Here is a 25,189-nt window from a genome sequence, read left to right as displayed (position 1 = left end):
GGAACAAAGGCAAGGGGCCATTCGTTATAATGATAGATCTTTGGGTGATATAGGTCGACCCTGATCCCTTTCCTACCTCAACACTTGAAAAGGATGATGTTGCATGGCAGATCGCGTACTCCGTGGCAGCCGCATGGGCGCAGTGAGCTACGAAACCGACCGCGACCACGACTTGGCCCCGCGCCAGATGGTGAAGTACCGCACCGAAGACGGCGACATCTACGAGGTGCCCTTCGCTGACGATGCGGAGATTCCCGAGGAGTGGATGTGCAAGAACGGTAAGCTCGGCACTCTGGTTGAGGGCGAAGGCGTAGAGTCCAAGCCCGTGAAGCCGCCGCGGACCCACTGGGACATGCTGCGCGAGCGTCGCTCCATTGAGGAGCTGGATGAACTCTTGACGGAGCGCATTGAGAATCTGCGTTCGCGACGTCGCGCGGCGGCACGCCTCCTCAAGGAGCAGAAGGCGCAGGAAGAAGGAGAGGCCTAGCAGCCTTTGCGCGCCGCATAGAATTCTTAAGGGTAGTGAATCCACGAAGAAGTGGATACCACTACCCTATTTTTCGTTTTGGGCCCAGCCTGCCCGCAGCGCCTTATGCAGCGCTGCCATCGGGTGAATCGGAATTGAGTTCGGGCCATTGTAGCGCTAACTCAGCGAGATAGACTGCGAGGGCCGGACCGAGCACAACGAGAAAGAACAGGTAGCCTCCCCACTGCGCAGGGAAAAAGAGTGGGTACAGCACTAGCAGTGCCCAAGGGCACACTGCTAGAAGCGTACGCGGAAGGTGCGCTACCGCCTTCATCATGGCCGTTGTGCACCGTTGGCTAAACCTCAACCCCGGCGCATCGAGGTGGAAGAACCACACACTAATGCAGCTTATGACAATGAGGCCTGAGACCAGCGCAGCGCGAAGCACTACGCCCATCGTCCCGAGCTCAGCCTTTGCGATAATGGCGAATTCATAGGCGGCCAAGGCGCCTACGGCGAGGCAAATGAGCCACCATGCAGTGTTTACCCCGGGACGCGTCAAAAGGCCCCGAACGAAGGCTGAGCCGCGGCGGGAACCTTCTTCGCGAACCATCTGACCAGTCACCGCGTGAGCGGTGCGTAGGGACATTCCCCCAGTGAACACGGGAAAACACGTGATAACCAGGAGAACGTTAACGATGACGAGGTCAGCGAAGAGGCTCAGAGCAGCATAGAACTTCGATTCGGGGCCGAGCATGCGGTTCATGGTTTTCTAACCTACCGCACTGCGGATTAGCCCTTGACAGCGCCAGCAGCAACACCCTCGATGATGTGCTTCTGCGTGGAGAAGTAGAAGATGACGATAGGAATAATGGCCAGAACCAGCATCGCCATCATGGCGCCCATATCGCGGTTGCCGTTGGAGCCAACGAAGGACTGGATGACTACCGGGATGGTCTTGTAGCGGGTGGACAGGCCGATGACCAGGTACGGCAGCAGGTAGTCGTTCCATACCCACATGGCGTTGAGAATGGCCACGGTGATGGCAGTCGGCTTAAGCATAGGCCACACCACGCGGAAGTAGTTCTGGAGCGGGCCGCAACCGTCGATCATCGCGGCTTCCTCGACGTCCAAGGGGATGGACTTGACGAATCCGGCAAACATGAACACCGATAGACCGGAACCGAAACCGAGGTAGAGCACCACGATGCCGATCGGGTTGTTGAGGTGAAGCATGTCTGCAATCTTGACCGTCGGGAACATGACCATCTGGAAGGGGATAATCATGGACACCACGAAGAGGTAGTACAGAAGGTTCGTCCACCACGTCTTGACGCGCGTGATGTAATAGGCGGTCATCGCGGAGAAAAACACGATGACAATCACGGAGAGAATCGTAATGACGAACGACCACAAGGTCGCTTCCAAAAAGCCCTGCTTGGTCAAGCCCACCATGAAGTTCTCGAAACCGACCCAGGTTTCACCGATGGGTAGGGAGAAAGGATCGGATGAGATAGCGAACTTGGACTTAAAGGAATTGATGAAGATGAAGAGGATCGGGCCAAGGAACACGATGGTAAAGAACACCAGGATGGCGTAGACAATGAACTTGGCGCCGCCGGACATCCTGGTCTGGTTGTCCGTAGGAAGCTGGTGATCCTTCTTCTTCGGGGCCGGTGCGGCCTGCGCTGAAGTACTGGTAGTCATGACTTAAGCCTCGATTTCCTTGGAGCGGGTCGTGCGCAACTGGAAGTACGCGATGACGACCACGACGACGACGAAGATGACGGCCTTGGCCTGCCCCACGCCCTCGACGTTCATACGGTTGAACAACGTATTGACGATGTTGAGGGCGACCATCTCAGTTTGTCCGCCAGGTGCACCGTTGGTCAGTGCAAGGTTTTGGTCGAAGAGTTTGAAGGAATTCGACAAGGTCAGGAAGAGACAAATGGTGATTGACGGCATGACCATCGGAATGGTGACGTGGCGCAGCATTTCCCACTTGTTGACACCATCGAGCTCAGCGGCCTCGAGAAGCTCCGGCGGGACATTTTGTAAACCGGCGATGTAAATAATCATCATGTAGCCGATCAGCTGCCAATTAAGCAGCATGATGAGGCCGGCGTAGCCGAATTTCCAGTCCGCGCTAATAGTCGTGGAATAGTGCGAAAGCACGGCGTTGATCATGGTCTGCCAGGTATAGCCCAGGACGATGCCGCCGATGAGGTTCGGCATAAAGAAGACCGTGCGGAAGAAATTTGTGCCGCGAAGCTTGCGGGTCAGCATCCACGCCAAGAGGAAGGCGAAGACGTTAACGGTGATCACGGAGACAATGACCACGAGGACGGTGAAACCGAAGGCTGAGATGAATCCTTCGCGTTGGGAGAAAGCTTTGACGTAGTTGTCGATGCCAACCCACTTGGCGTTAGTGATGGTGGTGAACTTCGTAAAGGAGAGGAAGAAACCCACGATAAACGGCACCAAGAAGGCAATCATGAATGCCAGAAGGGTGGGCAAGACAAAGACTGGGAAGTACTTCTTCAGCGTTGCTTGCATGGTGGTGAAACCTTAAATTCAGGTGGTGCCACACGTTTCCCAAAGGATGGCGGCGAGGAGAGGGGGGCTGAGGGCGTGGAACAAACTGACGAGTACGTGCCATGCCTCTCACCTACTCCCCTCCCCGCCCTCCGTTTGGGAAGGCGGATGGCGAGGGGATGGGACTAAAGGTTTAGCCCCAGTTGGATTCCTTTTCAGCAGCCCAGTTGTCCTTGAACTGCTTGACGACGTCATCCCACTTCAGGGTGCCGGAGGCATACTGAGACAGGGCTTGGCCGAAGTCATCCTTGAACTGCTGTGACGGGAAGTACTGGAAGTTCCACGGGTAGGTGGTGAGGTCTTCGTTGTCGATAGCTTCCGCGACCTGCTTTGCCAGCGGGTCATTCGGAGTGTCTTCTGCGGAGTAGTTCTTGAACGGGGCAATGAAGCCAAGGTCCTTAACCACGTGCTCCTTGCCGGCATCGGAGGTGAAGAGCCAGTCCACGAAATCCTTGGTAGCCTTCTGGTCTGCCTCGGAAGCCTCCGAGTTCACACCCAAGTAGTTTTCGGTACCGACGTTGATGCCGTGCTTCTCCTCATCCGGCAGGCCCATGTACATCGGCAGGAACTTGATCTTGTCTTCCTTGACTACGTTGCCGGAGGTCTCGGAAATCTGGGACCAAGCCCAGTTACCGTTTTGGACCATGGCGGCCTTGCCCTGAGCGAACTCAGCCATGGAGTCAGAGACCGTCTTAGACGGGGCAAGAGACTTCTCGACGGTGGAGTTGTCCAGGTAGAGATCGAAGAGGTTCTTGTACTCCTTGTTATAGGAGAAGTCGATTTCGTTGGTGTCCTCGACGCCCTTGTCTTGGTACTCCTGCCAAATCGGAGCGTTGGCCAGGTGTGTCTGCCAGCGCCAGTCCTCGCCGGAGGTCAGTGAGGTGGAGGCAAAGGCGCCCTCAATGCCGAGCTCGTCCTTCTTCGCCTGCATGTCCTCGGCGACTTCCTTGAGCTTCTGGTAGCTCTTGATCTCATCGGTGGACTTGATCTTTGCCCCGGAGGTGGCGATGTACTTGTCGAAGATCTCGTCGTTGTAGATGATGCCGAAGCCCTCGACAGCGAACGGGACGCCGCGTACCTCTCCATCTTCAGTGGTCAGTGGCGGGATGTCATCGGTGAGCTGCTTAGCTACCTCGGTATCCGACATGTCTGCCATGTAGTCTTGCCAGGTGATGAAACCAGCCGGGCCGTTGACCTGGAAGAGGGTCGGTGCTTCATCTTTGCCGATCTCAGCCTTGAGGGTCTGCTCATAGGAGCCGGAGGCTGCGGTGACGACCTTGACCTTGACGCCGGTCTCTTCGGTGTAAGCCTTTGCGATCTCCTGGTAAGCGGCATCCTGTTCTGGCTTGAAGTTCAGGAAGTAGACATCGCCTTCGTCGTCAGTAGAGCCTGAGCAGGCGACGAGACTTGCGGCGGCCAGCATGGAAGCCATGCTGATGGATGCGATGCGAGTAAGACGCTTCATGTGGTCCTCATCTTTCTTGATGAAAAGCGGGATGTTGAGCCGTAGATAGACAACCGGCTCGTATGCGGTTATGTCTGGGCGATCCTCCATGACAAAGGCTCTTGCCCAGTGCTACCAGTTGGTCCATAGCTGGTTACTATCCGACTATGAACTGGTTAGCCTGTCTCCTACCTTAGTGAGGTATTCCACACGATCAAAAGAAATCGGGCCTAAAACGCCCGATTGTGACTATATCCATATTCGGGCATGAGATCGCTCCCCATTTAAGGGGCGATCGGGCCTAAAACATACAAAACGATATAAGAAACGGCTGAGAGCGGCTCGATAGACTTGAGCTATTGAGCGGTGTTGGGGCACACGGGCGGTTATGACAAGTCGTCATCCGAGGCCGAGATCTGAAGCAGCCGAGCCTCGTCGCGGCGGGCGGGCAATACGGAAGAAAGATAGGACGCCGTGGCCTCTGGGAGGGTTACGGCCTCTCCCCTTTCTTGGGCGAGGAACCAGCGGTGGTCAACGATCTCGTGGAAGATCTGTGCCGGTTCCAGCTTGTGGAGCATCTCGACGGGAACCGCAGCGATGGTCGGCTCATACTCATGCGTCATCCACAAGTGCGCAGCCTGGGTCAGCCCAACATGAGGGCCGCACTCGATGGCCTGATAGGCCTGGATAGAGCCCAATAAGCGTTGAGCTTGGTGCTCTTCGACGCTCAGTCCTGTCAAGCTCAACAGCTCCGAACGATAGTGGCCGGGATCGACTACCACAGGGCGAATGCGCACGACCTGTTTCGACGCGTCCTTGGTGACCTTGAGCTCCCCCACGTCGAAACCCAGCTGGTTAAGGCGGTCGATTCTCTCGGAGACGCGCCAGTACTCGCTGGCATCTACGGATTCTTCGGCGGTTAGCTCTGTCCACAATTCAAGGTAGGAACTCTCGACCAAGCTTCCGAGGGCGATAACATCGATATCTTGATCTAGGCATTCACCTGCCTGCAAGTCCATGAGCTCACCGATGATGTTGACGCGGGCAATGTCGACGTCGTAAAGCCTGCGTGACTCGGAGAGATTGGGCTGGAACTCCCCTGTTTCGGCGTCGACAAGATAGGCTGAATAAGTCTCGGCATCACGCCGGAAAAGGGTATTCGACAGCGATACATCACCCCAGTAGAAGTTGAGCAAGTGCATCCGCACCAAAAGCACCGACAAGGCGCGGATGAGCTTCTCCGCTTCGACGACTGTCAGGTGCCGCGAGAAGATCTCGCGGTACGGAAGAGAAAACTCTAGGTGTTCAGTCACCAGAGCTGCGGTGAGCTCTCCGTAGCTTTCTACAGCCGGCTGGCGTCCCGTGATGACTGCAACGGGACGCACGCTGGGAGCGCCGAGGCGCTGCAGCTCACGCAGCATCTTGTACTCGTGGTGAGCGGTACGCGCACCAATCTCCTTGACTGCGACGATGCCGCGATTGATCCCCACGAAACGCACGATATGCCGGGAAATGCCCCTGGGCAGTGCGGCGATGAGATCATCGGGCCACTGTTCCAGGGGCGTATCCCAAGGCAACGCCAGCAATGCCGACGCGTACGTCGAAGAGGTGATGCTCATGGACTCTTTCATGTCGAGTCACTCCACCTTCTTTGCTGATTTTGGCCTAGAGCTTTGCCACAGCCGTGCTGACGTTCGCGACATGTTCCGCGGGTCAGCCGGCATATGGGCTTAAGGGAGGCGCTTGCCAGTCGACGCCGAGAAGTTGTGCTGGCCGCCTTCCACGATGCGTGCGTGGAAAATGCTGCCCGGGGCAGGCGCAGTGTTCGGAGCTGCACGAACGACGATCTGGCCCGACTCGGGAACGTCTTCGCTCGAGGAGCCGAGATCACCTTCGCCCACCAATTTTCCGTAGAGGAAGGAGTCGGAACCAAGCTCTTCCACGAAGTCAAGCTTGATCGGGATGGAGAGATCGGTGGACTCGCCCTCGGGGATGATTTCGAGGGCCTCTGGGCGGAAGCCGATGGTGATGCGACCGTTATCCTCCGGCGTCATCGCAGCGACAGTTTCCGGGGAAAGCTTGATACGAGCATGGCCGGAGGTTGCGTTACCGTCCTTGACAGAGAAGGTGCCCAGGTTCATTGCCGGGGAGCCGATGAAGCCGGCGACGAAGACGTTGGCGGGGCGGTCGTAGAGCTCGCGGGGTGCGCCAACCTGCTGAAGGTAACCGTCCTTCAGTACAGCGATGCGGTCACCCATGGTCAAGGCCTCAGTCTGGTCGTGGGTGACGTAGACGGTGGTAACCCCAAGCTTGCGCTGCAGGGCTGCGATCTGGGTACGGGTCTGCACGCGCAGCTTGGCATCGAGGTTGGACAGCGGCTCATCCATGAGGAAGACCTGCGGGTTACGCACGATTGCGCGGCCCATGGCAACACGCTGACGCTGACCGCCGGACAGGGCCTTCGGCTTGCGCTCAAGGAATTCGGTAAGACCCAGGGTGGCGGCGGCTTCGTCGACACGCTTGTTAATTTCGTCCTGGGACTTGCCGGCGATTTTCAGGGCGAAGCCCATGTTCTCGCGCACGGTCATGTGCGGGTAGAGAGCATAGTTCTGGAAGACCATGGCGATATCTCGGTCACGCGGGGCAACGTGGGTGACGTCTTTGTCGCCGATGTAGATGGCACCGTCGGTGACGTTTTCCAAGCCGGCCAGCATGCGCAGCGTCGTGGACTTACCGCAGCCGGAGGGGCCGACGAGGACGAGGAATTCGCCATCGGCGATTTCCAGGTTGAACTTCTTGACGGTGGGTTCCTTAGCGCCTGGGTAGGTCAGGGACGCATCTTTGAACGTTACGGTTGCCATAGCAAACTCTCCTCCATCGGCAGGTACGTGCCGAACGATCCGTAGTGTGAGAATGAAGTGAAGCAAGTCACTGTGCACCAGAGAAAGTGCCACCTACGACATTAGCACTGGTGGTGGTTATTACCGCAAAAGCCCGAAAACCATGACAGGTTTTCAGGCTTGTTTGCCTTATGCGAGGCTCGAAAGGTCAGCGTGCCTTTCCTTGGAGAGACTGGATTTTAACGGCTGAGCATTCCTTTAACCAGGCTGGATACCTCGGACACAAAGTCAGACACGGCATTCTTAGCCGTGGCGGCCTTGGAACCAAGCTCCATATCCTTCACTGTGCGGGAAGTGATCTTGGATACTTCCGAGGTGAAGTCGCTGACCTGCTCGGAGCGGTGAGCGACTCCCCACTTGGTCACCTCGAGCAGGGAATCCTTGACGAAGGAGCCGTCCAGCTTGGATTCTCCCAGCTCGCGCTCGGTGAAGGTAATCGGAACCTCGCGGACATCGAAGCCATCCTTGATGGCGCGGAAGGCAACATCTACCTGGAAGATGTAGCCGGCGTTGGATAGTTCCTCAAAGTCGAGGTGCTCTAGCAGTTCGCGACGGAAGGCGCGGTATCCAGCGGTCATGTCGTTGATGCCAGCGCCCAGCGCCACCGAAATGTACTTGTTGCCCAATCGGGACAGTAGCTCGCGGTTGGCCGGCCAGTTCACAGTCTCTCCACCCGGCACATAGCGAGAACCGATCACCAAGTCAGCACCCTTGTCGATCTCCTCGAGCAAGAGGTGGAGCTGCTCCGGGGCGTGGGAGCCGTCCGCGTCCATCTCGCAGAGCACCTGGTAGTCCTTCTCCAGGCCCCACTCGAAGCCGGCGATGTAGGCGCCGAGGAGGCCGCCCTTGCCCTCGCGGTGAAGGACGTGCAGGTGAGAATCCTCGGCGGCCAGCTTGTCCGCGGCCTCTCCGGTGCCGTCCGGGGAGTTATCGTCCACGATCAGGATGTGAACCTCCGGGGTGGCCTTGCGCACGCGGCCGGTAATCAGCGGCAGGTTCTCAATCTCGTTGTAGGTGGGGATGATGACCAGAGTAGATTCGCGGGTCGAGCTCACTAGTTCCTTGCTCCTTTTGGTTTCTGCTTTAAGGCGCGCTGCGCCGTCCGGACAAGCGGGTGGAATAGATCGCGTACAGCGCGCAGACCGTTCCAATAATAGTCATGAGCCACTGCAGGAGCGAACCATAACGCACCGCAAAAGTACGCCCCTCTCGGAGCGGAAGCTCTTCTTCGAGATAAGCCGGTTCAAAGATCCCACTGTCCTGGCTCACGGAACCATCTGGGTGCACGATGGCCGAGACCCCTGACGTGGCCGCCACAACGACGGCACGATCTGCTTCCATGGCGCGCAGACGGCTCATGGCCAACTGCTGGTAGGTCATATCGGAATCACTGAACGTGGCGTTATTTGTTGGCGTCGTGAGAATCTGCGCCCCGTTGTTAATCGCGGTTCGAAAGGCCTGGTCAAAGCTCACCTCGTAGCAGGTGGCAACGCCGACCGCAGTCCCGGCCATGGTCACCATTCCTGGCCCGTCACCGGGTTTCATGTCGCCTGCGAGATCCACCAGATCGGTAATCCGCGCAAAGAAGTCACGCATCGGCATCGTTTCGCCAAAAGGCTGCAGGTACTTCTTGTAGTGATGCTCCCCCACCGATCCATCCGGGTTGAATACCTGCATGGTGTTGCGCGCACCGACCTCATCGCGCGTTAACGTGCCGACGAGGATGGGGGCGTCGATGTCGTGGGCGGCGGCGTCGATAAGCGCCCGTGCGTCGTCGTTGGCAAAAGGATTGATATCGGAGGAGTTCTCCGGCCAGATGACGATGTCAGGCCGTGCACCATCCTGTGCCGCTTGCTCGGTGACGCGGACGTGGTTATCCAGCACCGCGCGGCGCTGCGCGGCGAAGTCGAGCCCAAGCCGCGGAACGTTTCCCTGGACAGCGGCTACCGTCACAGTACCCGTGGTATGGCTAGGGCGATTCACGCCCTGCGCAGCTACAAGTCCGGCAAGCAACGGCACCGCTAAGAAGGCACAGGCCAACCGTGGCGTGCGCGCAAGCCCCACCAGACCCGCGCCGATGCAGACGACCGCACAAGTAATGAGCGCGGGACCACCCCACGGGGCGAGGTTGGCCAACGGTCCTTCGATCTGACCCCACGCCAGGCGCACCCAGGCAAAGCCTCCAAAAGGTACGGAGGAGCGCAGCATCTCCACTGCCACGTAGAAAAAGGGGAAGAACGCGAACCCATAGCGCAAACGCAGTAGTGCTGCCCCGCCGACGCCGAGGAGGATGCTGTACAGCGAGAGGAAGATAGCGAGCGCAATATAAGGCATGTTGCCCACGAGCTCACCAATCCACGGCAGCGTGAAGAGGTACAAGACAGCGCTATGGCCAAAGGCGATGAGTGCTGCCCACCCTAGATGCAGGGGCTTTCTCCACGGCGCCAGCGCTGCCACCAGCATGGCCATCCCAATGATCCCCGCGGCCCACCAGCCGCGTGGTTCCACCGAAAGATACGTGACCGCGCCCGACAGAGCGGCAAGAACAAGCCGCGCGCACAGCGTGAGCACTATTTGTTTCCGTCCTCGAAGTCCTCGGGCTTAACGTGCTGGGTCCACGAGCGGATTTCTTCTTCATCCAAGACTTCGTGCGATTGGCCTGACTGATCCATCCCGCTGCCGGCTGTACTGCCACCAACAGTGCCGAAGGAACCATAGGAATCGCGGTGCTGTGCCATGGGCGAGGCCTCGTACACGCGCACGCCCATGTCCTCAATCTTCTTGAACATCGATGCGGCAAGGAGCGTGCGGATGATGGAGCGCGTGGGCGCAAAGATGAGCAGAGCGCCAAAAACAGTGGAGACGAACCCCGGCAGCGAAAGCAGGATGCCGCCCACCATGGTCAGACCAACATTGCCGGCCGTTTTGCCTGGGGTGGGATCCTCCATCACATAGACGCCGTCTTCGGTCTGCCGGATGCGGCTGGCCATCATGCGGCGCACTTCCCAGCTGGCAATCGTCATCCCGAACAGCATGGTCAACGCCAGAGCAAGCAGCGCCCACAGCACACCGATCCACTCGGCGACTGCCCAAAACGCCAGGGTTTCGAGGAGGATGTACGCGATGAACAGAAGAAACGGCATGCAGCCCACCATACTTGCTGGACCTGCCGGTTCGCTGGTGACCCTCCCGTAACGATTAAACTTGCGCACCATGTCCCTCACTGAGTCGAAGCATCCTGAATCCGAGACCATGCGCTTCCACCCCGCCGGCGGCGTCGTCACGCCCGAGCAGTGGTTAGCACTGGGCCAGGCCGCCCGTGAACATGGCGATGGCTATGTGTACCTAGAGCAGCACAGCGTCATCAGTGTGCGCGGCGTGAGTAACGAGCAGGCGCTTGGCGACGTCCCCCTCCCCACCACCGCTGCCCACGTTCTGGCCTCTCCCCTCTCCCTTCAGGCGCGCCGGGTAGCGCAGCGCGTCGCTGATGCCTTATCTGAAGAGGAAGGAACCTCCCCGGCTATCACCCGCGCTGCGGTCTTCGGCGTCGATGGTGGAGCTGGCGATCTCCTCGCACACGGCGTGGCGGCGGGACTCCAACTATCCGGCGGCAGCGCAGGGCAGGACGAGGAAGCCGATTCCGCTCGTCTCATCCTTGAGGGGGCAGCAACTGGGCCGGCGCTGGGATTAAGCGACGCGATTTCGCAGCTCGTGGACTACGTGGTCGAGGCCTCCGCTGAGAATCCAGAGGCCATTGACCGGTTGTCCTCGGCTACACCTGCCGGACTCGCGCAATCGGATGTGCCCATCGGTTGGTTAACCGAACACACTGCGCCCGGCCGCGTCGATCTCGGCGCGGGCCTCCAAGATGGCGTGTTGCCCGCAGAGTACGCAGGGCTCATTGCTCAGCTGGGAGCAGCGATCACCGTTACTCCGTGGCAGGGCTTGGTCATCCACGATTTGGCGGAGGGCGATGCTGACGTCGTGCTCCGAGTCCTTGCACCGCGCGGCTTTATTTTTGATGCCAACTCCCCCGCGCTCGGACATCGCTAGCGCGGCATGTGCCGCCAGATCGGGCGCGGGACAAGCTTCATGACCCAGGCCAACAGCTGAAGCGTCCGTGGGATCCACAGCGTGCGGGACACCGGCCGCGAACCCGACGAGGACTCGACGGCCTTGACCACAGCTTGTGCGACTACGTCAGGTGTCACCGACAGGGGCGCGGGTTTCATCCCTTGTGTCATGGACCCGATAACGAAACCGGGGCGCGCGGTGATCAGCGCTAGGTCGCTGCCCTGCAGGCGATCCGCCAGACCTTGGCAGAAGGCATCGAGGCCAGCCTTGGTCGAACCGTAGACATAATTGGCCCGCCGCGCACGCCAGCCAGCGATGGAGGAAAAGGCCACGATGTGGCCGCTTTTCATGACGTCGGCCAGCACGGTGAGCATAGATACCTGCGCGGCATAATCAACCAGAGCGATGTCGAAGGCATGCGCCTCGTCGTGCTCAGCTTGTTCCTGGTCACCCAAGATTCCGAAGGCGACAACCGCCGTCGTGATGTCCTCACCCGCGAGCGTTGCAGCTTGCTCGATGACTGCGCGGTGGGAGGACACATCCGCGGCATCGAAGGAAAGCGTGTGAACGGACGTTGCTCCGTTGCGCAGAAGCTCTGAGGTGAGCTCATCCATGCCGTGCTCACCCCGCGCGGCAAGTACTACCGGGCGGCCTGCGCACAACCGGCGTGCAAGCTCGCCGCCAATATCGCTGCGCCCACCAAGAATCAATAGCGCGCCCATTAACGCAACCCCCTCGGAGCTTGGTTCAAAGACTCGTAGCCGGACTCGGTGGTCACCACGATGTCCTCGAGACGCATGCCCCATTTTCCGGGTACATAGATACCAGGTTCGATCGAGAAGGCCATGGACTCTGCAAGCTCCAGCTCGTTTCCTTCCATGATGAAGGGCTCCTCGTGCGTCGACAAGCCGATGCCATGTCCGGTGCGGTGCGTGAAGTACTCACCCCAGCCGGCGCTTTCGATCACACTGCGTGTCGCACGGTCGATCTCCTGGGCAGTCGCCCCGGGCCGTGCAGCAGCTCGCCCGGCAGCTTGGGCCTCTTCCAACACCGCATAGGCTTCCTGGAAATCAGCAGGCGCCGCAGAAGGATCTGCGCCTACCACGTAGGTGCGTGTGCAATCAGAGTGATAGCCGGAGGGCAACGTGCCCCCGATATCCACCACCACGGGATCACCAGCGCTGAGTTCGCGCTCCCCGTAGTCATAGTGCGGGTTCGCACCATTCGGGCCGGAACCAACGATGATGAAGTCCACCTCTTTGTGCTCGCGCAAGATAAGCTCGCGCAAATCTGCCGCTACGTCGGCCTCAGTGCGGCCAGGCTGCAGGAGACGTGGCACCTCTGCATGGACGGCATCGATAGCCACTGCCGCAGCGCGCAGCTCCGCGACTTCATCTGGGTCCTTGCGGCTAAAGAGCCCAGCCAGCGCCTCGGTAGCAAGCACATACTCCACATGTGGAGCATCCGTCGAAGTGAGCGAAGACGGCTCGACTTGGCGTCGAATCGTGGACTGGAAACGCAATACGTGGTCCGCAGTTAGCGAAGAGCCCACAGCCACGGTGGTGGGATGCGTACCGTCTAAGGCCAGTGCATAAGGGTCCTGCCCGTCACTCCATCCCACTAGCTGGGCAGCAACGCCTTGAAGCGATTCAATGTCGGTGCTGGGTGCGACGATGATCGGTTTGGCCTCGGGACGGATGACCAGGCACGTCAACCGCTCATGGGAAGAGACCCAGGAACCCGTAAGATAAGCGAACTCTGCGCCGGTACCCACGAGCAATACATCGATACCCTTGGCAGCGGCAATCGCGCGGGCGCGGTCCAAGCGGGAAGCATAATCAGTCATGGCAGTTAGCCTACCGCTCGCCTTCGTCCAGTTAAGCTGGGCGCCGTGAATTCCTATCCCGCAGCCGTCAAGATCCGTACCCGCGGTAGCTATTGCTCGGGTGTGCTCATCGATGCATCCTTAAACCCCCGCTCCCAGCAGCGAACCCGGCTAGTTCTGACCTGTGCGCACTTCTTTCGCGATGGCGTGGGCGGTGGTGAACACTACAAAGTCAGTGGCGGGTTCAATCGGCGGATCACCGCCGTGCGCACGATTGACGGGACCGATATAGCTGTGTGCCTGCTTGATATACCAGCACCGCCCCGGGACCTTCCGGGGCTCGCTAAAAGCACACCGCATTTTCGCGCGCCAGTCAACACCTGGGGATATGGCGGAAAGTCCCGTCGCGCACAGAAGCGAACGGGGTTGTTTCTACTGCCCTTCTTTCGCACGTGGTCCATCGACTTCCGCACCACTGTCTCCCCCGCCGGATTTGTCTTCAACACGATTCCGGCAGTCAAGGGTGACTCGGGAGGGCCAGCGCTTGTCGACGACTCCGTCATCGGAACCCAAGCCCTCATCCTCAACCCATTGGGGAGAAACCTGAAGCTAGCCACGGTGGCGCTGGTCGCGCCCCACCGCAAGGCCATCGCGGCGGCAGCCACCGTGATACTGGACTTGGTCGAAGGAAATTAAGCGCCGATGGCGACAACGCCTCGTTGAATCGCGTCAATGGCGCGCCGGGCATTGCGGCGAATCTCTTCTTCGTAGCCTGTCTTGGCTACCTGCTGGAGCAGGTCGATGACCTGGCGGCACCAACGGACGAAGTCACCCGGAGTCAGCTCTGCGCCGGACTCGTTAGCCGCGGCCATGCAATAGGCCAAGGGTGCGCCCGCCGTCCACTGGTGGATGGCCAGCGCGAAGGCAGGCTCCGGTTCACGGGTCTGTGGCAGATTATGGCGCTTCTCATCGCTGACAAGCTCCGCGTAGATGCGCCACGTTGCGTTCATGGCGTCCGCCATTTCGTCGCTAGCCGCACCTGGTTCGCCGCGGGTGGCCTTGCGGTTTTCGAAGACGCACAGGGAGGCAACGCCGGCCAGCTCTGCCGGGTCAAGGTCATTCCAGATACCCCGCTTGAGGCATTGTGCCACCAGTAGGTCGGATTCGGAATGGATCTTGGCCAAGCGCTCGCCTTCGTCCGTGATGACCGGCTCGCGGTCCTCGCCATAGCCTTCAAACTCCACGTAATCCATCTCTGCCAGCAGGTCCACGATGCGCTCGAAAGTGCGGCCGAGGGTATCCGTGGCGCGCTCCACCTTGGCTTCCAACTTGTGGAGCTCGCGCTCGCGTCGGGCGAGCTTTTGGGCCACACCGGCCAGCTGCTCGCGGTCGGTCGCCGGCCAATTGTGCACCGGGTGCTCGCGGAGGGCATCGCGCAGCTGCGCGATCTTCTTGTTGGGACGATTACGCGGCTCAGTGCGCATCTTCTTAGGCCGCTTGTAGTAGTCGCGCTTGAAGGCATCCTGAACATACTTGGTATGCCGACGCGGATTCTTCTGGGCCGCTCGCGGCAGCTTCATGTGGCCGACCACAATTGGCGGATTATCTATACCGGCTGCATCGATGCGGCCTGACCATCCGGTCTCCGTGGTGACCCAGGGGCGTGGATCGGCGGTCTGGTTTGCCGGGGTGATGACAACTGCCAGGGTTGGACGCTTCTTCGTTGCGATAGCGATGACCTCACCCACCTGCAAGCGGGCAAGGACCGCCGCGACCTCCTTGCTCCTCTCTTCCCTCTTGGAGGCACGCGCTGACTTTTCTTCCTCAGTCAGTGCGCGGCGCAGCCTCATATAGTCCATGAGGATCTCCGCCGGGTCTTCACCATCAATTGTCGGCGGTGCCAAGTTATCTACGGCCTGATCCAACTGTGCCCGAAGCTCACGGACCCGGTGCTCAGCGCGCTCAATCTCGCGCGTTTCTTCCACGACGGAACCATCCGCTTGGAACTGGGCAAAGGACTTCTCCAGCAGGCGCAGAGAGTCATCAAAGCCGAGCATGCCCAGCAGGTTGATGGCCATATTGTAGCCGGGTTCGAAGGTAGAGATGAGTGGATAAGTGCGGGTCGATGCGAGCCCCGCCACCGCGGTGGGATCCATCGCAGGTGCCCACTGCACGACGGCATTGCCCAAGGTATCGATGCCACGCCTGCCCGCGCGGCCGGTCAGCTGCGTGTACTGCCCCGGCGTGAGGTCCACGTGTGCCTCGCCGTTGAACTTCACCAGCTTTTCCAGCACCACGGTGCGCGCCGGCATGTTGATTCCTAGGGCTAACGTTTCGGTGGCGAAGACTGCCCGAACGAGGCCCTTGACGAACAGTTCCTCCACGATGTGCCTAAAGGCGGGAAGCATGCCCGCATGGTGGGCGGCAAAGCCACGTGAGAGTGCTTCGCGCCAACGCTTGAAATCAAGGACCTTGAGGTCTTCTTCCGGAATGCCTTCCACGCCCTTATCGACGATGGCCTTGATCTCAGCTGCCTCCTCTTGGGAGGTCAACACCATGCGGGAGCGCAGGCACTGATACAAAGCGCCATCGCAGCCCGCTCGGGAAAAGATGAAGGTAATCGCCGGCAGCATCTCCATTGACCGCAGTTCTTTGAGCACCTCTGGACGCCCCAGCGGCCGGTAGCGGTCCTGCGCGCGGGGTGCGCCGCTGCGCCGATCCTTGTTTCGGTCGTTGCGTCCTCCGCCTTTGTGTCGGGAACGTGCACGGAAGCTCGCGCGGTTTTGTGCATAGTCTGCGCGGCCGTTATCGCTGTCTCCTGCTTCTAGGCGCTGGATACGCCGCGCCAACTCAGCATTGACCTGGCCACCTGAATCAGGCTCGAAAAGTGGGTAGATCTTGCGTCCCACCATCATCCACTGGTCCAGCGGTACGGGGCGCTTGTCGGTGACGATGACCTTGGTATCTCCGCGCACGGTGGTTAGCCACCGGCCGAACTCCTCTGAGTTGGACACCGTTGCCGACAAACCGATGATGGAAACATGTTCCTCGAGGTTGAGGATGACCTCTTCCCATACCGCGCCGCGCGAGGCATCCGCCAGGAAGTGGATCTCATCCATCACCACGTGGGTCAAGCGATCCAATGCGCCTGAGCCCGCATAAATCATGTTGCGCAGGACCTCGGTGGTCATCACGAGGATGTCCGCCGAAGAATTGATGGAGACATCACCCGTCAGCAGCCCCACGGCGTCCTCGCCGTGTGCCTCAACCAGGTCGTGGTACTTCTGGTTACTCAGCGCTTTGATAGGGGTGGTGTAGAAACAGCGGGTCCCCTGGCGCAGCGCCAGGGAGACGGCGAACTCACCAACGACCGTTTTGCCCGCGCCGGTGGGAGCACAGACCAAGACTCCGTGGCCCGCTTCAACTGCTTGGCATCCTTCAATCTGGAAGTCATCCAGTGAGTACGGCAGTGCTTGAGTGAACTCGTCCAGATGCGTCAGTGTCATAAGTCCCCAGGGTACCTGTCAGGGACGGCGCACTAGCGCCCCGGTCCCCAGCGCCAAGGAAACGTTTGAACAAGTTCCCTAAAAAGGCTGACCAGCTTACAGAACGTCGTCGAAAAAGCCGCTCTGCGGGGGCTGAGTATTCTTCTGTTGAGGCTGCGGTGCCGGGGCTTCACCCGTTGAGGCCGGGGGAACAGGCCTGGAAGATACCGGCCGCGAAGACGCAGAAACGCTCGTTGATGCAGACACCGGAGTTGGTGCACCTATGGCACCCGGACCTTCGTCCAAGGACGAGGCTGTTTCATCATCCAGATCCATCCAGTCTGGGCGCTGACGCTTCTGGCGCTTGTCGTTGACTCGGCAGAACTGGAAGGCCAATTCCACGAGGAGTACGAGGGCACCGGCCAAGACCAACATCGAAAAAGGTTCTTGGCCGGGTGTAACCACCGCAGCGAAGATCATGATGGCGACAATGATGATGCGGCGCTTGTCCTTGACGTCATCGTATTCCAAGACACCTATCACATTGAGGCATACCACGAGTAGTGGGATCTCAAAGCTCACGCCGAAGATGAGAAGCAACGTCAGGAGGAAGTAGAAGTAGCGCTCACCGGTTAGTGCCGCGGTCTGATACTCCGAACCCATCCCCATGAGGAACTCCAAGCCCACAGAAAGGATGAAGTAGGCAAGAAGCGCGCCAAGCACGAAGAGAACTACCGCCGTGGAGACAAAAAAGAAGGTGAAACGGCGCTCGTTCTTATGCAGACCGGGCACAATGAATGCCCATATTTGATAGAGCCACACCGGTGAGGACATTACTGCGCCAGCCAACGCGCCCACTTTGAGGCGCAGCAGCAGCATTTCGAAGGGGCTGGTGGCGAGCAAGCGGCATTCGCCATCCGCGGTGAAAGAGATGCGCTTTTCCTCAGGCAGCGAACAATAGGGCCCACGCAAGATCTCGCCCAGCGGCGCCATATTAAACGGAGCGTTTTGATACCAAATGAATCCGATGATGGTGCCTACCACGAGAGCAAGCAAGGAAATCACGATGCGCCGACGCAGTTCTTGGAGATGTTGGACTAGGGTCATCTCCCCCGTAGGATTCTTGGGCTTGCGGCGCAGCTTTGAGGTCCACTTTTGCTTGCGTGCGCTAGACGCGGGATTCGGCGGTGTACTCGCGGTACTCATGCAATGCCTCCCTAGAAAGCCCACAGCGGCACACACGCCCTTGGAGTTCCAAGTCCCTTGAGCGTGGTGTGCCTACCGAGAAAGATGATTAGTTCTGATTTCCATCAACCGGCTTGGATGCGCGCGGCTGCATTTCCGGGCTGTTCCAGAAGTCCTCATCGTTCTTCTTCGATGCAGCAATTTGGGCTTGCTGCTCGGGAGTGTTGTTCTCCTCCTTCATCTCCTTGACTTCGGACTTAAAAATGCGCATGGAGCGGCCCATCGAACGAGCTAGCTCCGGCAGCTTCTTGGCGCCGAACAACAGCACGATGACGAGAACGACAAGGCCGATTTCCAAAGGTCCCACGGTCATTGAGGGTGCCCCTTCTTTCTAGGTTGATGAAGCGTACGGTTCCATGCAGCAGCGCTGTACGGGACGCACGCAGGAGAGCTCTTAGTCTGGCAGTTGAGTATAACGCTCCAGCGCCCGATTTCTATGCTCCGAAATGGCGTCGACAAGCTTTTGCGGCCCCACGACCCGCATTCGGTCGGCTTGGCCGAGGGCGAAGCGGCTAAACCATGCTTCAGAGCCGACGGGCATTGTTGCAGCTATGAGGCCATTTTCCAGTGTTTCTCCGAGGGTGATGTCGTAGTGCTCTGCCAGCCAGGTGAATTCTTGGTTAATCTCCAGCTGTGCAACGAGAGTGTGATCTAGACCAAAGGGGGAATCGGGGTTGAAATCCAGCTTGCGCACGTGCGGGGTCGCGCTGGCGTCGAGTACCTCAACATCACTCATGCGGTCCAAGCGGAACGTGCGGTGCTCCCCCACCGAATCATCCCAGGCCACCAAATAGGGTTCGCCATCCACGATGAAGATTCGTGCCGGGTGCACGGTGCGCTCGCTGGTGCGGTTGGAGGACATGCTCCAATAGGTGAAACGGGCCTGCCGGCGCTTGTCGACGGCCCCCGCCAACGCCGCCTGCACCTGAGATTCCTCCGGATCCGTTGTGGCCAGGGAATCGTAGATGGCGGCGGTTTTTTCATCCATGATCTCACGCAGCTTCGCGGCGGCGGAATGGACCGCGGAGACGTCGACAAGCCCCGGCATTGCTTCGAGGGACTCCAGCGTTAGCAACAACGCACCGGCCTCCGTTGGGGTCAGGCGCAGGGCCTGGGTTAGGCCCTGGTCGTTGTAGATCTCAATGCCGTCGCGGTAGCTGAAGCTCAAGTCAATGAGGTCTTCAGTATTGCGGCCCACCCCAGAGCAGAAGAGCCTATCGACGGCATCTTTAAGCTCAGCGGGAGTCATTCCCAAGTCCTCGGCCGCCTCCATCGGGGTCAACCCTGGGTGGTTGCGCAGGTATGGGATGAGGTTGAGGGAGCGAACAAGAGACTGCAGTTTGCGTGGCTGATCAGCCATGGTGCGTTTCCTCCCCGCTCAAGAGCGCGATGATGTCGGAGCGAACTTCTGTCGGTTCAATCACCACGACATCTGGTGCATATCCCGCGGCGGTGCGAACCAGCCAATCGCGGCGCACGCCCGTCAGCTCAAGGAGGCCATCTGAGCGCCTGCGTCCGGCGTCGACAAGCTCCGCGGCCTGGCCATCTGGGACCTCAAGGAGGGCATCGACGGTATCTCCCCGGTCCAGCGCCTCCACGACGAGATCTTGCAGCGGCGCGGTGGGCTCGAGGTGAGTGGCCGCAGCGCGCGAGCGCCTGACGTTGTCCACGCGGATGGCGCGGAAGGTGCGGGGTGCTTCCCGGTCCACATCCCATCCGACGAGGTAGACGCGATCACGATGGTTGACCAGCCCCCACGGGTCCATGTGGCGGCGAACCGGCTCGGCTGAGGGCGTGGCAAAGTAATCAAAGGAGATGCGCAGCCCCGCACGCACGGCGGTAATCACCCCGGTGACGAGCTCTGGGCTCAGCCTGGTCATGTCGTTGACCGCGGTATATACCGGCGCGCCGCGCAGGTCGCGGGAGGCTCCCGAGGCCGCTAGCTTTGTCCACGCGGACAAGCTGAAATCACTCAAACCGCCCGGGGTGCCAATCCCGCCGGCAACGCCCAACACCATGGCTTCCTCGGGTGTGAAGTCCACGGGAGGCAGCTGGTAGCTCTCAGGATCAAGGCGATACAGCGAGCCTTCCGCACCACTGCTGTGCACCACCGGCACTCCGGCGCGTTGCAGCGTCACAATGTCGCGGGAAAGCTGCTTCTGAAAGGCCTCGTCGCTGCGGGATTGATAGCCCTCGACGTTGCTGCGAATCCAGGCAGCGCTGCGGTCGGGAACCCCGCCTTGGTGCGCTGCGCCGTGGAGGGCAAAGGTGAGGTTGGTGAGCCTTTCGATGGCTCGATCTCGGACTGGTGTCCGAGCCGCAGTGCGATCTGCTGACGGCATGATGGCAGGTTCCTTGTTGAGGTTCGGGGCCTTAAGCACCTTGGTGCGAACGCATGTAGTCTAACAACCCGTCTAAGCGCGGGTCTTCGGATACGAAGGGGTCGGAGAACTCCTCGGTCATGGGTTCTGGGCGGTTGACTTTCATCCGCGTCCAATCCACCGTCACAGCGGCATTGAGATCGCGGGCAACGGCGAGGAACTCGCCGCGCAGCTTGGCGCGGGTGGTCTGCGGGGCGGTATCGACGGCGGCATTGCTAGATGCATCATCGATCCACTGTTCCACCATGCCGCGCTGTTTCAGCACGCTGTAGAGACCGCGGCCTGGGCGAATGTCGTGGTAGGTCAGGTCAATCTGGGCCAGCTTGGGGTGCGCCCAATCTCCGCCCAGGCGCTCGCGGTAGCGGTTCAGCAGGCCGCGCTTAATCACCCAATCGATCTCGCGGTCGACCGCGGAAAAGTCTTGTGTGTCAATGGCCTGGAGGGTGCGCTTCCAGAGATCGACGACGCGTGCGAGCTCAGCCGTTGGTGTCCCGGTGTCCTCGCGGTGCTCCAGCCAACGCTCTGCGGCGGCACACAGTTCTTGCTGGATTGCGAGCGCGGTGGTGTTGCCGCCTCCCTCGAGCGGAAGCTCGGTGCGGCCGGTGGAATCGAGCGCGATGGTGCGGATGTGCTGAATTGGATCAAGCACCGAAAGCTCCGGTACCTCAAAGCCAGCCTCTAGCATCTCCAGCATGAGCAGCGTGGAGCCTACTTTGAGCGCCATCGTGGGCTCCGCCATGTTGGAGTCGCCGACGATAACGTGCATGCGGCGGAACCGCTTCGAATCACCATGCGGTTCATCGCGGGTGTTGATGATCGGGCGTGAGCGAGTCGTCGCAGAGGACACGCCCTCCCACACTTGGTCGGCGCGCTGTGAAAGCACGAAACGCGCAGGCTCGTCGCCCTTGGCAGGTTTAATCATCCCGGCGCCGCAAATGAGCTGCCGGGAAATCATAAACGGCAGGAGGGCCTTGCCTAGATCCTTGAGCACCACGTGGCGGCCAATGAGGTAGTTCTCGTGGCAGCCGTAGGAATTGCCCGCAGAATCGACGTTATTCTTGAACAAGTAGACGGCGCGCTTCTCCCCCTCCGCAGCCAAGGCTTCCTCCGCCTGCACGGCCATGCGGTTGACCATGGCATCGCCAGCGCGCTCGTACGCGATGAGCTGGCTCAGGCTATCGCATTCAGCGGTGGCGACCTCCGGGTGGGAGCCGACATCGAGGTAGAGGCGCGAGGCGTTGGGGCTAAAGATGTTCGAGGAGGAGTACTTCGACACGATGGGCCGGAAAAGCACGCGGGCTATCTCATCCGGGGACATGACTCGCTGGCCATGGGAAGCACTCGCCGTGATTCCGTACTCGGTCTCGATTCCCATGATCCGCCGTGCGTACACAGGGGCGCTACCGGAGGGGCGTTCCACCTTTATTCGCCGCCCTTTTGGACGTAGGAGCGCACGAACTCCTCGGCATTGGATTCCAGGAGCCCATCGATCTCATCGAGGAGATCATCGGTTCCGGCGCTGTTGATGCTGACTTGTCCAGCGTCGAACTCTTGAGAGTCTCCTCCCTCACCGTTGCCGCCGCCGGCATTGATCTGAGACTGCTGTCCGCTCATTGTCAGAGCTCCTTTCGCGAGTGGAGGTTTGCTGCGCTAATACAGTGTAGGGTACTCGATTCGCACCCCGAGCTGGCGCAAACCGTCGACGAAATCGGCGGCGCTGTCCGCAGATTCCAGCAAGGTTCCCACTTCGTCCTGCCCGAGCCGCGTGGTGTCATCGAGGGCCACGCAGGCGGCTCCCGAGTTGGCGCCCTCGGCTTCACCAATTCGGAAGGTTAGTGACTGCCACGATGCGGCCAGGACGTCTTCGCCGAACTTGCGGGTGGCGTGTCCACGCAGATAAGCGCGGGTATCCGTGGGCGGGGTGTCGGCGGCCGCAGCAATCTCCTCCTCACTGACCAAGGTACGCATCTGGCCCTTGCGCACGAGCGCGTGGTAGAGGGACTTGGCCGGGTCAATATCGGTGTACTGCAGATCGATGAGCGCCAGCTTCGGGTCATCCGCAGCCACGCCACGGTCGAGGTATCCCTTAATCAAGCGGTACTTGGCTACCCAATCCAGCAGATGGGCCGCCTTCAACGGGTTGTCCGCCAAGAGCGACACGACCTCGTCCCAGGCGGCAAGAACCTTCTCATCTGACTCTGAGGTCGCAGTAACCCGCTCCCGGTAGACGGCGAGGATCTCGAGGGCGGTGAGGCGGCGGCCGTCGTGAAGCTCCAGCTGATGAGTCAGGGTGAGGTCGCGGCTTACTCGCTGAACCTCTGCCACGGGGTCCTTCAGGCGCAGGTCACTGAAGTCAACGCCTTCCTCTATGGCGTCCAACACCAGCGACGTCATGCCCAGCTTGAGCACCGTCGAGGTATGGGACATCGTGGCATCACCGATGATGACGTGCAGGCGGCCAAAGTCTTCTGCCACCGCATGCGGTTCATCACGGGTGTTAATGATGCCGCGGTTGAGCGTGGTTTCCAGGGAAATCTCCTGCTCGATATAGTCTGCGCGCTGCGAAATCTGGAAACCCGGTTCCTCACCATCAGCGCCCAGGCCCATGCGGCCAGCACCGGTGACCACTTGGCGGGTGACGAAGAACGGGATCAGACCTTGGGCGATGTCGTCGAAGTCAGTCTCCCGGGAGTACTGGTAGTTTTCGTGGCTGCCATAGGAAGCTCCCTTGCCGTCCACGTTGTTCTTGTAGAACTTCAGCGGCGGGCAGGGATCGTGCGTGGCCAGTACGGACGTGCCCTGGGCGGTCAGAGTTGCCACGGCATCTGCTGCGCGTCGCAGGATGAGGTCGCCGGCGGCGTCGTAGACCATGGCGTCCCAGGCATTCGTGCACTCCGGCGAAGAGTACTCGGGGTGGGCGTGATCGACGTAGAAACGCGCGCCATTGGCGGTCACCACGTTGGCCACGCCCAGCGCGTTTGGGTCCACCACGGGCACGGTGTGGTAGCGCTTGAGATCGAAGCCGCGGCTATCGCGCAGCGGGTGCTCCTCCCGAAAGTCCCAGCGGGAGCGCGCACCGGTATGCAGGGCGGCATAGGCCACTACCGCGTGCGTGGACGTCACGATTGGTGACAACGCCGGGTTCGACGGCGTGGAGATTCCGTACTCGGTTTCGGTTCCTAGGACACGGCTCAAGGTTTTACTCCCATCAATTCGACCCCGGTGACATGCGCGCCGGCGGAGGTCCCGGCGACGATCTTGGCCCACTCCTCCGGGTTGGCGGATGTCGGTACATACTCAGATTCTGCTTGTTCCGCAGCAATGGCCTGGTGCAGGTGCGCGGCGGTGATGCCTGCGGGTTGTTTACCCTCCGCAGTGTTGGTTTCGTCCAAAGCCTCCTTGATAGCCAACTTCTTTGCGCGGGAGACGATGTTGGCGATCATCGCGCCGGAGACGAAATCCCGGTAGTGCAGCACGCGGGGATCCGCGTTGGAGAAGTGCAGCGTGACGAAGGGGCGCTCCGCGTAGAGATCCTCCACTGCGGTATCGATCAGCTGGGAAAGCTCGCCCTCGTGCGGAACTGATTCCGGGAAGTGGCGCGCAAAGATTTCCCGCGCGCCCTGCTTGGTGGGCCGGTTGACGCGAATCTTGATGTCGAGGCGCCCCGGGCGCATGATGGCGGGGTCGATGAGCTCCTCGCGGTTGGTGGCACCAATGACGATGACATTGCTGAGCTTCTCGACGCCATCCAATTCCGTCAGCAGCTGTGGGACAACGGTGGTTTCCATATCGGAGGACACACCGGAGCCGCGCGTGCGGAAGATGGATTCCATCTCATCGAAGAAGATGATGACCGGCCGCTGGCTACCATCAGCAGTGGGCTCGGAGGCAAGCTCGCGGGCGCGCTCGAAGATGAGGCGGATGCGGCGCTCAGTTTCACCCACGAATTTGTTGAGCAGTTCTGGGCCCTTCACGTTGAGGAAGTAGCTGGGGGCAGTAGCGCCCAGGGACGCGGACAGCGAATGCGCCACCGCCTTGGCAATGAGCGTCTTGCCACAGCCAGGTGGGCCATAGAGCAGCACGCCCTTCGGCGGCTGGAGGTCATACTGGCGGTAGAGCTCTGGGTGGAGGAAAGGCAGCTCGACCGAATCGCGGATGAGCGAAATCTGTTCGTCCAAACCACCGATGTCCTCGTAGGATACGTCCGGGACTTCCTCCAGCGTGAGCTGCGCTACCTCAGTCTTATGCACGCGCTCGGTGGCCACGCCTGATTTCGGCTCGACCAGAAGGGTATCTCCGGCACGGACGGTATCGCGCAGCATCGTGCCGAGCAGCACCACCTGCTCTTCGCCCGCGGAATTGATAACCACCGCGCGGTCGGTGCCTAGGCGCTCCTGGAGCGTCGCCAGCGCGCCGGTATTCACCGGGACACAGCCCTCCACCACCACGAATCCTTCGCCCAAGCGAACCTGCTGCCCGACTTCTAAGGAGCCTGGTTCGAGGTTGGGAGAAATCTTCACCCGCATGGCGCGGCCGTTTGTGTATACCTCAGCGTCGCGGCGCGAATCGTGTGCGCGCCCGGAATAGCCAAGAAAGACGCCGTACGTGGAGGCAGGCTCTGCAAGAGCGTCCACCTCCGCGAGCATCTGCTGAAGCTTCGTGCGCGCATCCTTCAACAGGGCAGCAAGCTTGGCATTGCGCTCAGCCAGTTGCTCTATCTGGCGGCGCTGCTGGCCAAGTTCCTGGGAATGAGTGGCATCGTTCATAGAGTCCA

23 protein-coding genes are annotated in these 25,189 nt (G+C 60.1%); 3 read left to right on the top strand and 20 right to left on the bottom strand.

The window, feature by feature from the left end; all coding sequences use genetic code 11:
- Positions 1-103: 103 nt before the first annotated feature.
- Positions 104-487, top strand: a complete 384-nt coding sequence (locus tag R3O64_RS06655) for an RNA polymerase-binding protein RbpA (protein WP_010186588.1) — start codon at positions 104-106, stop codon at positions 485-487.
- 103 nt (positions 488-590) lie between these two features.
- Here R3O64_RS06655 and musI read toward each other — a convergent pair whose 3' ends face one another.
- The 9 genes from musI to R3O64_RS06610 all read right to left on the bottom strand — a co-directional run bounded on the left by musI (position 591) and on the right by R3O64_RS06610 (position 10,548).
- Positions 591-1,232 (bottom strand): ABC transport system MusEFGK2I component MusI, encoded by a 642-nt coding sequence (gene musI, locus R3O64_RS06650; protein WP_101736338.1) that lies wholly within the window; start codon positions 1,230-1,232, stop codon positions 591-593.
- 26 nt (positions 1,233-1,258) lie between these two features.
- On the bottom strand, positions 1,259-2,173 hold the full coding sequence (locus R3O64_RS06645) for a carbohydrate ABC transporter permease (protein ID WP_143335529.1): 915 nt from the start codon (positions 2,171-2,173) through the stop codon (positions 1,259-1,261).
- Positions 2,174-2,176: 3 nt separating this feature from the next.
- The gene (locus R3O64_RS06640) at positions 2,177-3,022 is read right to left on the bottom strand and encodes a sugar ABC transporter permease (RefSeq protein WP_339016220.1); all 846 of its coding nucleotides are present in this window, start codon (positions 3,020-3,022) and stop codon (positions 2,177-2,179) included.
- Positions 3,023-3,194: 172 nt separating this feature from the next.
- On the bottom strand, positions 3,195-4,526 hold the full coding sequence (locus R3O64_RS06635) for an ABC transporter substrate-binding protein (protein WP_070520595.1): 1,332 nt from the start codon (positions 4,524-4,526) through the stop codon (positions 3,195-3,197).
- A 365-nt stretch (positions 4,527-4,891) separates the two neighbouring features.
- On the bottom strand, positions 4,892-6,136 hold the full coding sequence (locus R3O64_RS06630) for a DUF4032 domain-containing protein (RefSeq protein ID WP_339016218.1): 1,245 nt from the start codon (positions 6,134-6,136) through the stop codon (positions 4,892-4,894).
- A gap of 99 nt (positions 6,137-6,235) precedes the next feature.
- Positions 6,236-7,366, bottom strand: coding sequence for an ABC transporter ATP-binding protein (locus R3O64_RS06625; RefSeq protein WP_070520478.1), 1,131 nt, complete (start codon positions 7,364-7,366; stop codon positions 6,236-6,238).
- 218 nt (positions 7,367-7,584) lie between these two features.
- Entirely contained in the window at positions 7,585-8,460 is an 876-nt protein-coding gene (locus tag R3O64_RS06620; RefSeq protein WP_070520481.1) for a polyprenol monophosphomannose synthase, read from the bottom strand.
- 28 nt (positions 8,461-8,488) lie between these two features.
- Entirely contained in the window at positions 8,489-9,979 is a 1,491-nt protein-coding gene (lnt, locus tag R3O64_RS06615) for an apolipoprotein N-acyltransferase (RefSeq protein WP_339017544.1), read from the bottom strand.
- Positions 9,976-10,548 (bottom strand): FxsA family protein, encoded by a 573-nt coding sequence (locus R3O64_RS06610; protein WP_185964731.1) that lies wholly within the window; start codon positions 10,546-10,548, stop codon positions 9,976-9,978. The genes lnt and R3O64_RS06610 overlap by 4 nt, the downstream gene beginning before the upstream one ends.
- 70 nt (positions 10,549-10,618) lie before the next feature.
- Here R3O64_RS06610 and R3O64_RS06605 point away from each other — a divergent pair, with 70 nt between their 5' ends.
- On the top strand, positions 10,619-11,458 hold the full coding sequence (locus R3O64_RS06605; protein ID WP_339016213.1) for a cobalamin biosynthesis protein: 840 nt from the start codon (positions 10,619-10,621) through the stop codon (positions 11,456-11,458).
- Here R3O64_RS06605 and R3O64_RS06600 read toward each other — a convergent pair.
- On the bottom strand, positions 11,455-12,201 hold the full coding sequence (locus tag R3O64_RS06600) for an SDR family oxidoreductase (RefSeq protein ID WP_339016211.1): 747 nt from the start codon (positions 12,199-12,201) through the stop codon (positions 11,455-11,457). The two genes, R3O64_RS06605 and R3O64_RS06600, sit on opposite strands and share 4 nt — an antisense overlap.
- Positions 12,201-13,325: a M24 family metallopeptidase gene (locus R3O64_RS06595; RefSeq protein WP_070520494.1), complete on the bottom strand. Its 1,125-nt coding sequence runs from the start codon at positions 13,323-13,325 to the stop codon at positions 12,201-12,203. Before R3O64_RS06595 ends, R3O64_RS06600 begins: the two co-directional genes overlap by 1 nt.
- 45 nt (positions 13,326-13,370) lie before the next feature.
- On the opposite strand from R3O64_RS06595, the gene R3O64_RS06590 reads away from it, so the two are divergent.
- Positions 13,371-14,000: a serine protease gene (locus R3O64_RS06590; protein ID WP_246818419.1), complete on the top strand. Its 630-nt coding sequence runs from the start codon at positions 13,371-13,373 to the stop codon at positions 13,998-14,000.
- Here the strand turns inward: R3O64_RS06590 and R3O64_RS06585 are convergent.
- From R3O64_RS06585 to arc, 9 genes are all read right to left on the bottom strand, one after another.
- Positions 13,997-16,810, bottom strand: coding sequence for an RNA helicase (locus tag R3O64_RS06585; RefSeq protein WP_339016206.1), 2,814 nt, complete (start codon positions 16,808-16,810; stop codon positions 13,997-13,999). The genes R3O64_RS06590 and R3O64_RS06585 overlap by 4 nt on opposite strands.
- Before the next feature lie 96 nt (positions 16,811-16,906).
- Positions 16,907-17,995: a twin-arginine translocase subunit TatC gene (tatC, locus tag R3O64_RS06580; RefSeq protein ID WP_339016204.1), complete on the bottom strand. Its 1,089-nt coding sequence runs from the start codon at positions 17,993-17,995 to the stop codon at positions 16,907-16,909.
- A gap of 88 nt (positions 17,996-18,083) precedes the next feature.
- Complete coding sequence (tatA, locus tag R3O64_RS06575; RefSeq protein WP_070520503.1) at positions 18,084-18,347, bottom strand: Sec-independent protein translocase subunit TatA; 264 nt, start codon at positions 18,345-18,347, stop codon at positions 18,084-18,086.
- A gap of 81 nt (positions 18,348-18,428) precedes the next feature.
- Entirely contained in the window at positions 18,429-19,394 is a 966-nt protein-coding gene (locus R3O64_RS06570; RefSeq protein WP_339016200.1) for a WYL domain-containing protein, read from the bottom strand.
- Complete coding sequence (locus R3O64_RS06565; protein WP_154761958.1) at positions 19,387-20,376, bottom strand: helix-turn-helix transcriptional regulator; 990 nt, start codon at positions 20,374-20,376, stop codon at positions 19,387-19,389. Before R3O64_RS06565 ends, R3O64_RS06570 begins: the two co-directional genes overlap by 8 nt.
- Positions 20,377-20,407: 31 nt before the next feature.
- A complete protein-coding gene (gene pafA / locus R3O64_RS06560) occupies positions 20,408-21,790 on the bottom strand; it encodes a Pup--protein ligase (protein ID WP_154761959.1) in 1,383 nt (460 codons plus the stop codon).
- Between the two features lie 47 nt (positions 21,791-21,837).
- A complete protein-coding gene (locus R3O64_RS06555; RefSeq protein ID WP_070520514.1) occupies positions 21,838-22,029 on the bottom strand; it encodes a ubiquitin-like protein Pup in 192 nt (63 codons plus the stop codon).
- A 36-nt stretch (positions 22,030-22,065) separates the two neighbouring features.
- On the bottom strand, positions 22,066-23,610 hold the full coding sequence (dop, locus tag R3O64_RS06550; protein WP_339016194.1) for a depupylase/deamidase Dop: 1,545 nt from the start codon (positions 23,608-23,610) through the stop codon (positions 22,066-22,068).
- On the bottom strand, positions 23,607-25,181 hold the full coding sequence (gene arc, locus R3O64_RS06545) for a proteasome ATPase (RefSeq protein ID WP_339016192.1): 1,575 nt from the start codon (positions 25,179-25,181) through the stop codon (positions 23,607-23,609). Before arc ends, dop begins: the two co-directional genes overlap by 4 nt.
- Positions 25,182-25,189: the final 8 nt, after the last annotated feature.

Source organism: Corynebacterium hesseae (assembly GCF_037850265.1).
Classification (GTDB): domain Bacteria; phylum Actinomycetota; class Actinomycetes; order Mycobacteriales; family Mycobacteriaceae; genus Corynebacterium; species Corynebacterium hesseae.
Note: the sequence above shows the minus strand (reverse complement) of the source record. Positions and strands in the feature narration are given on the sequence as shown.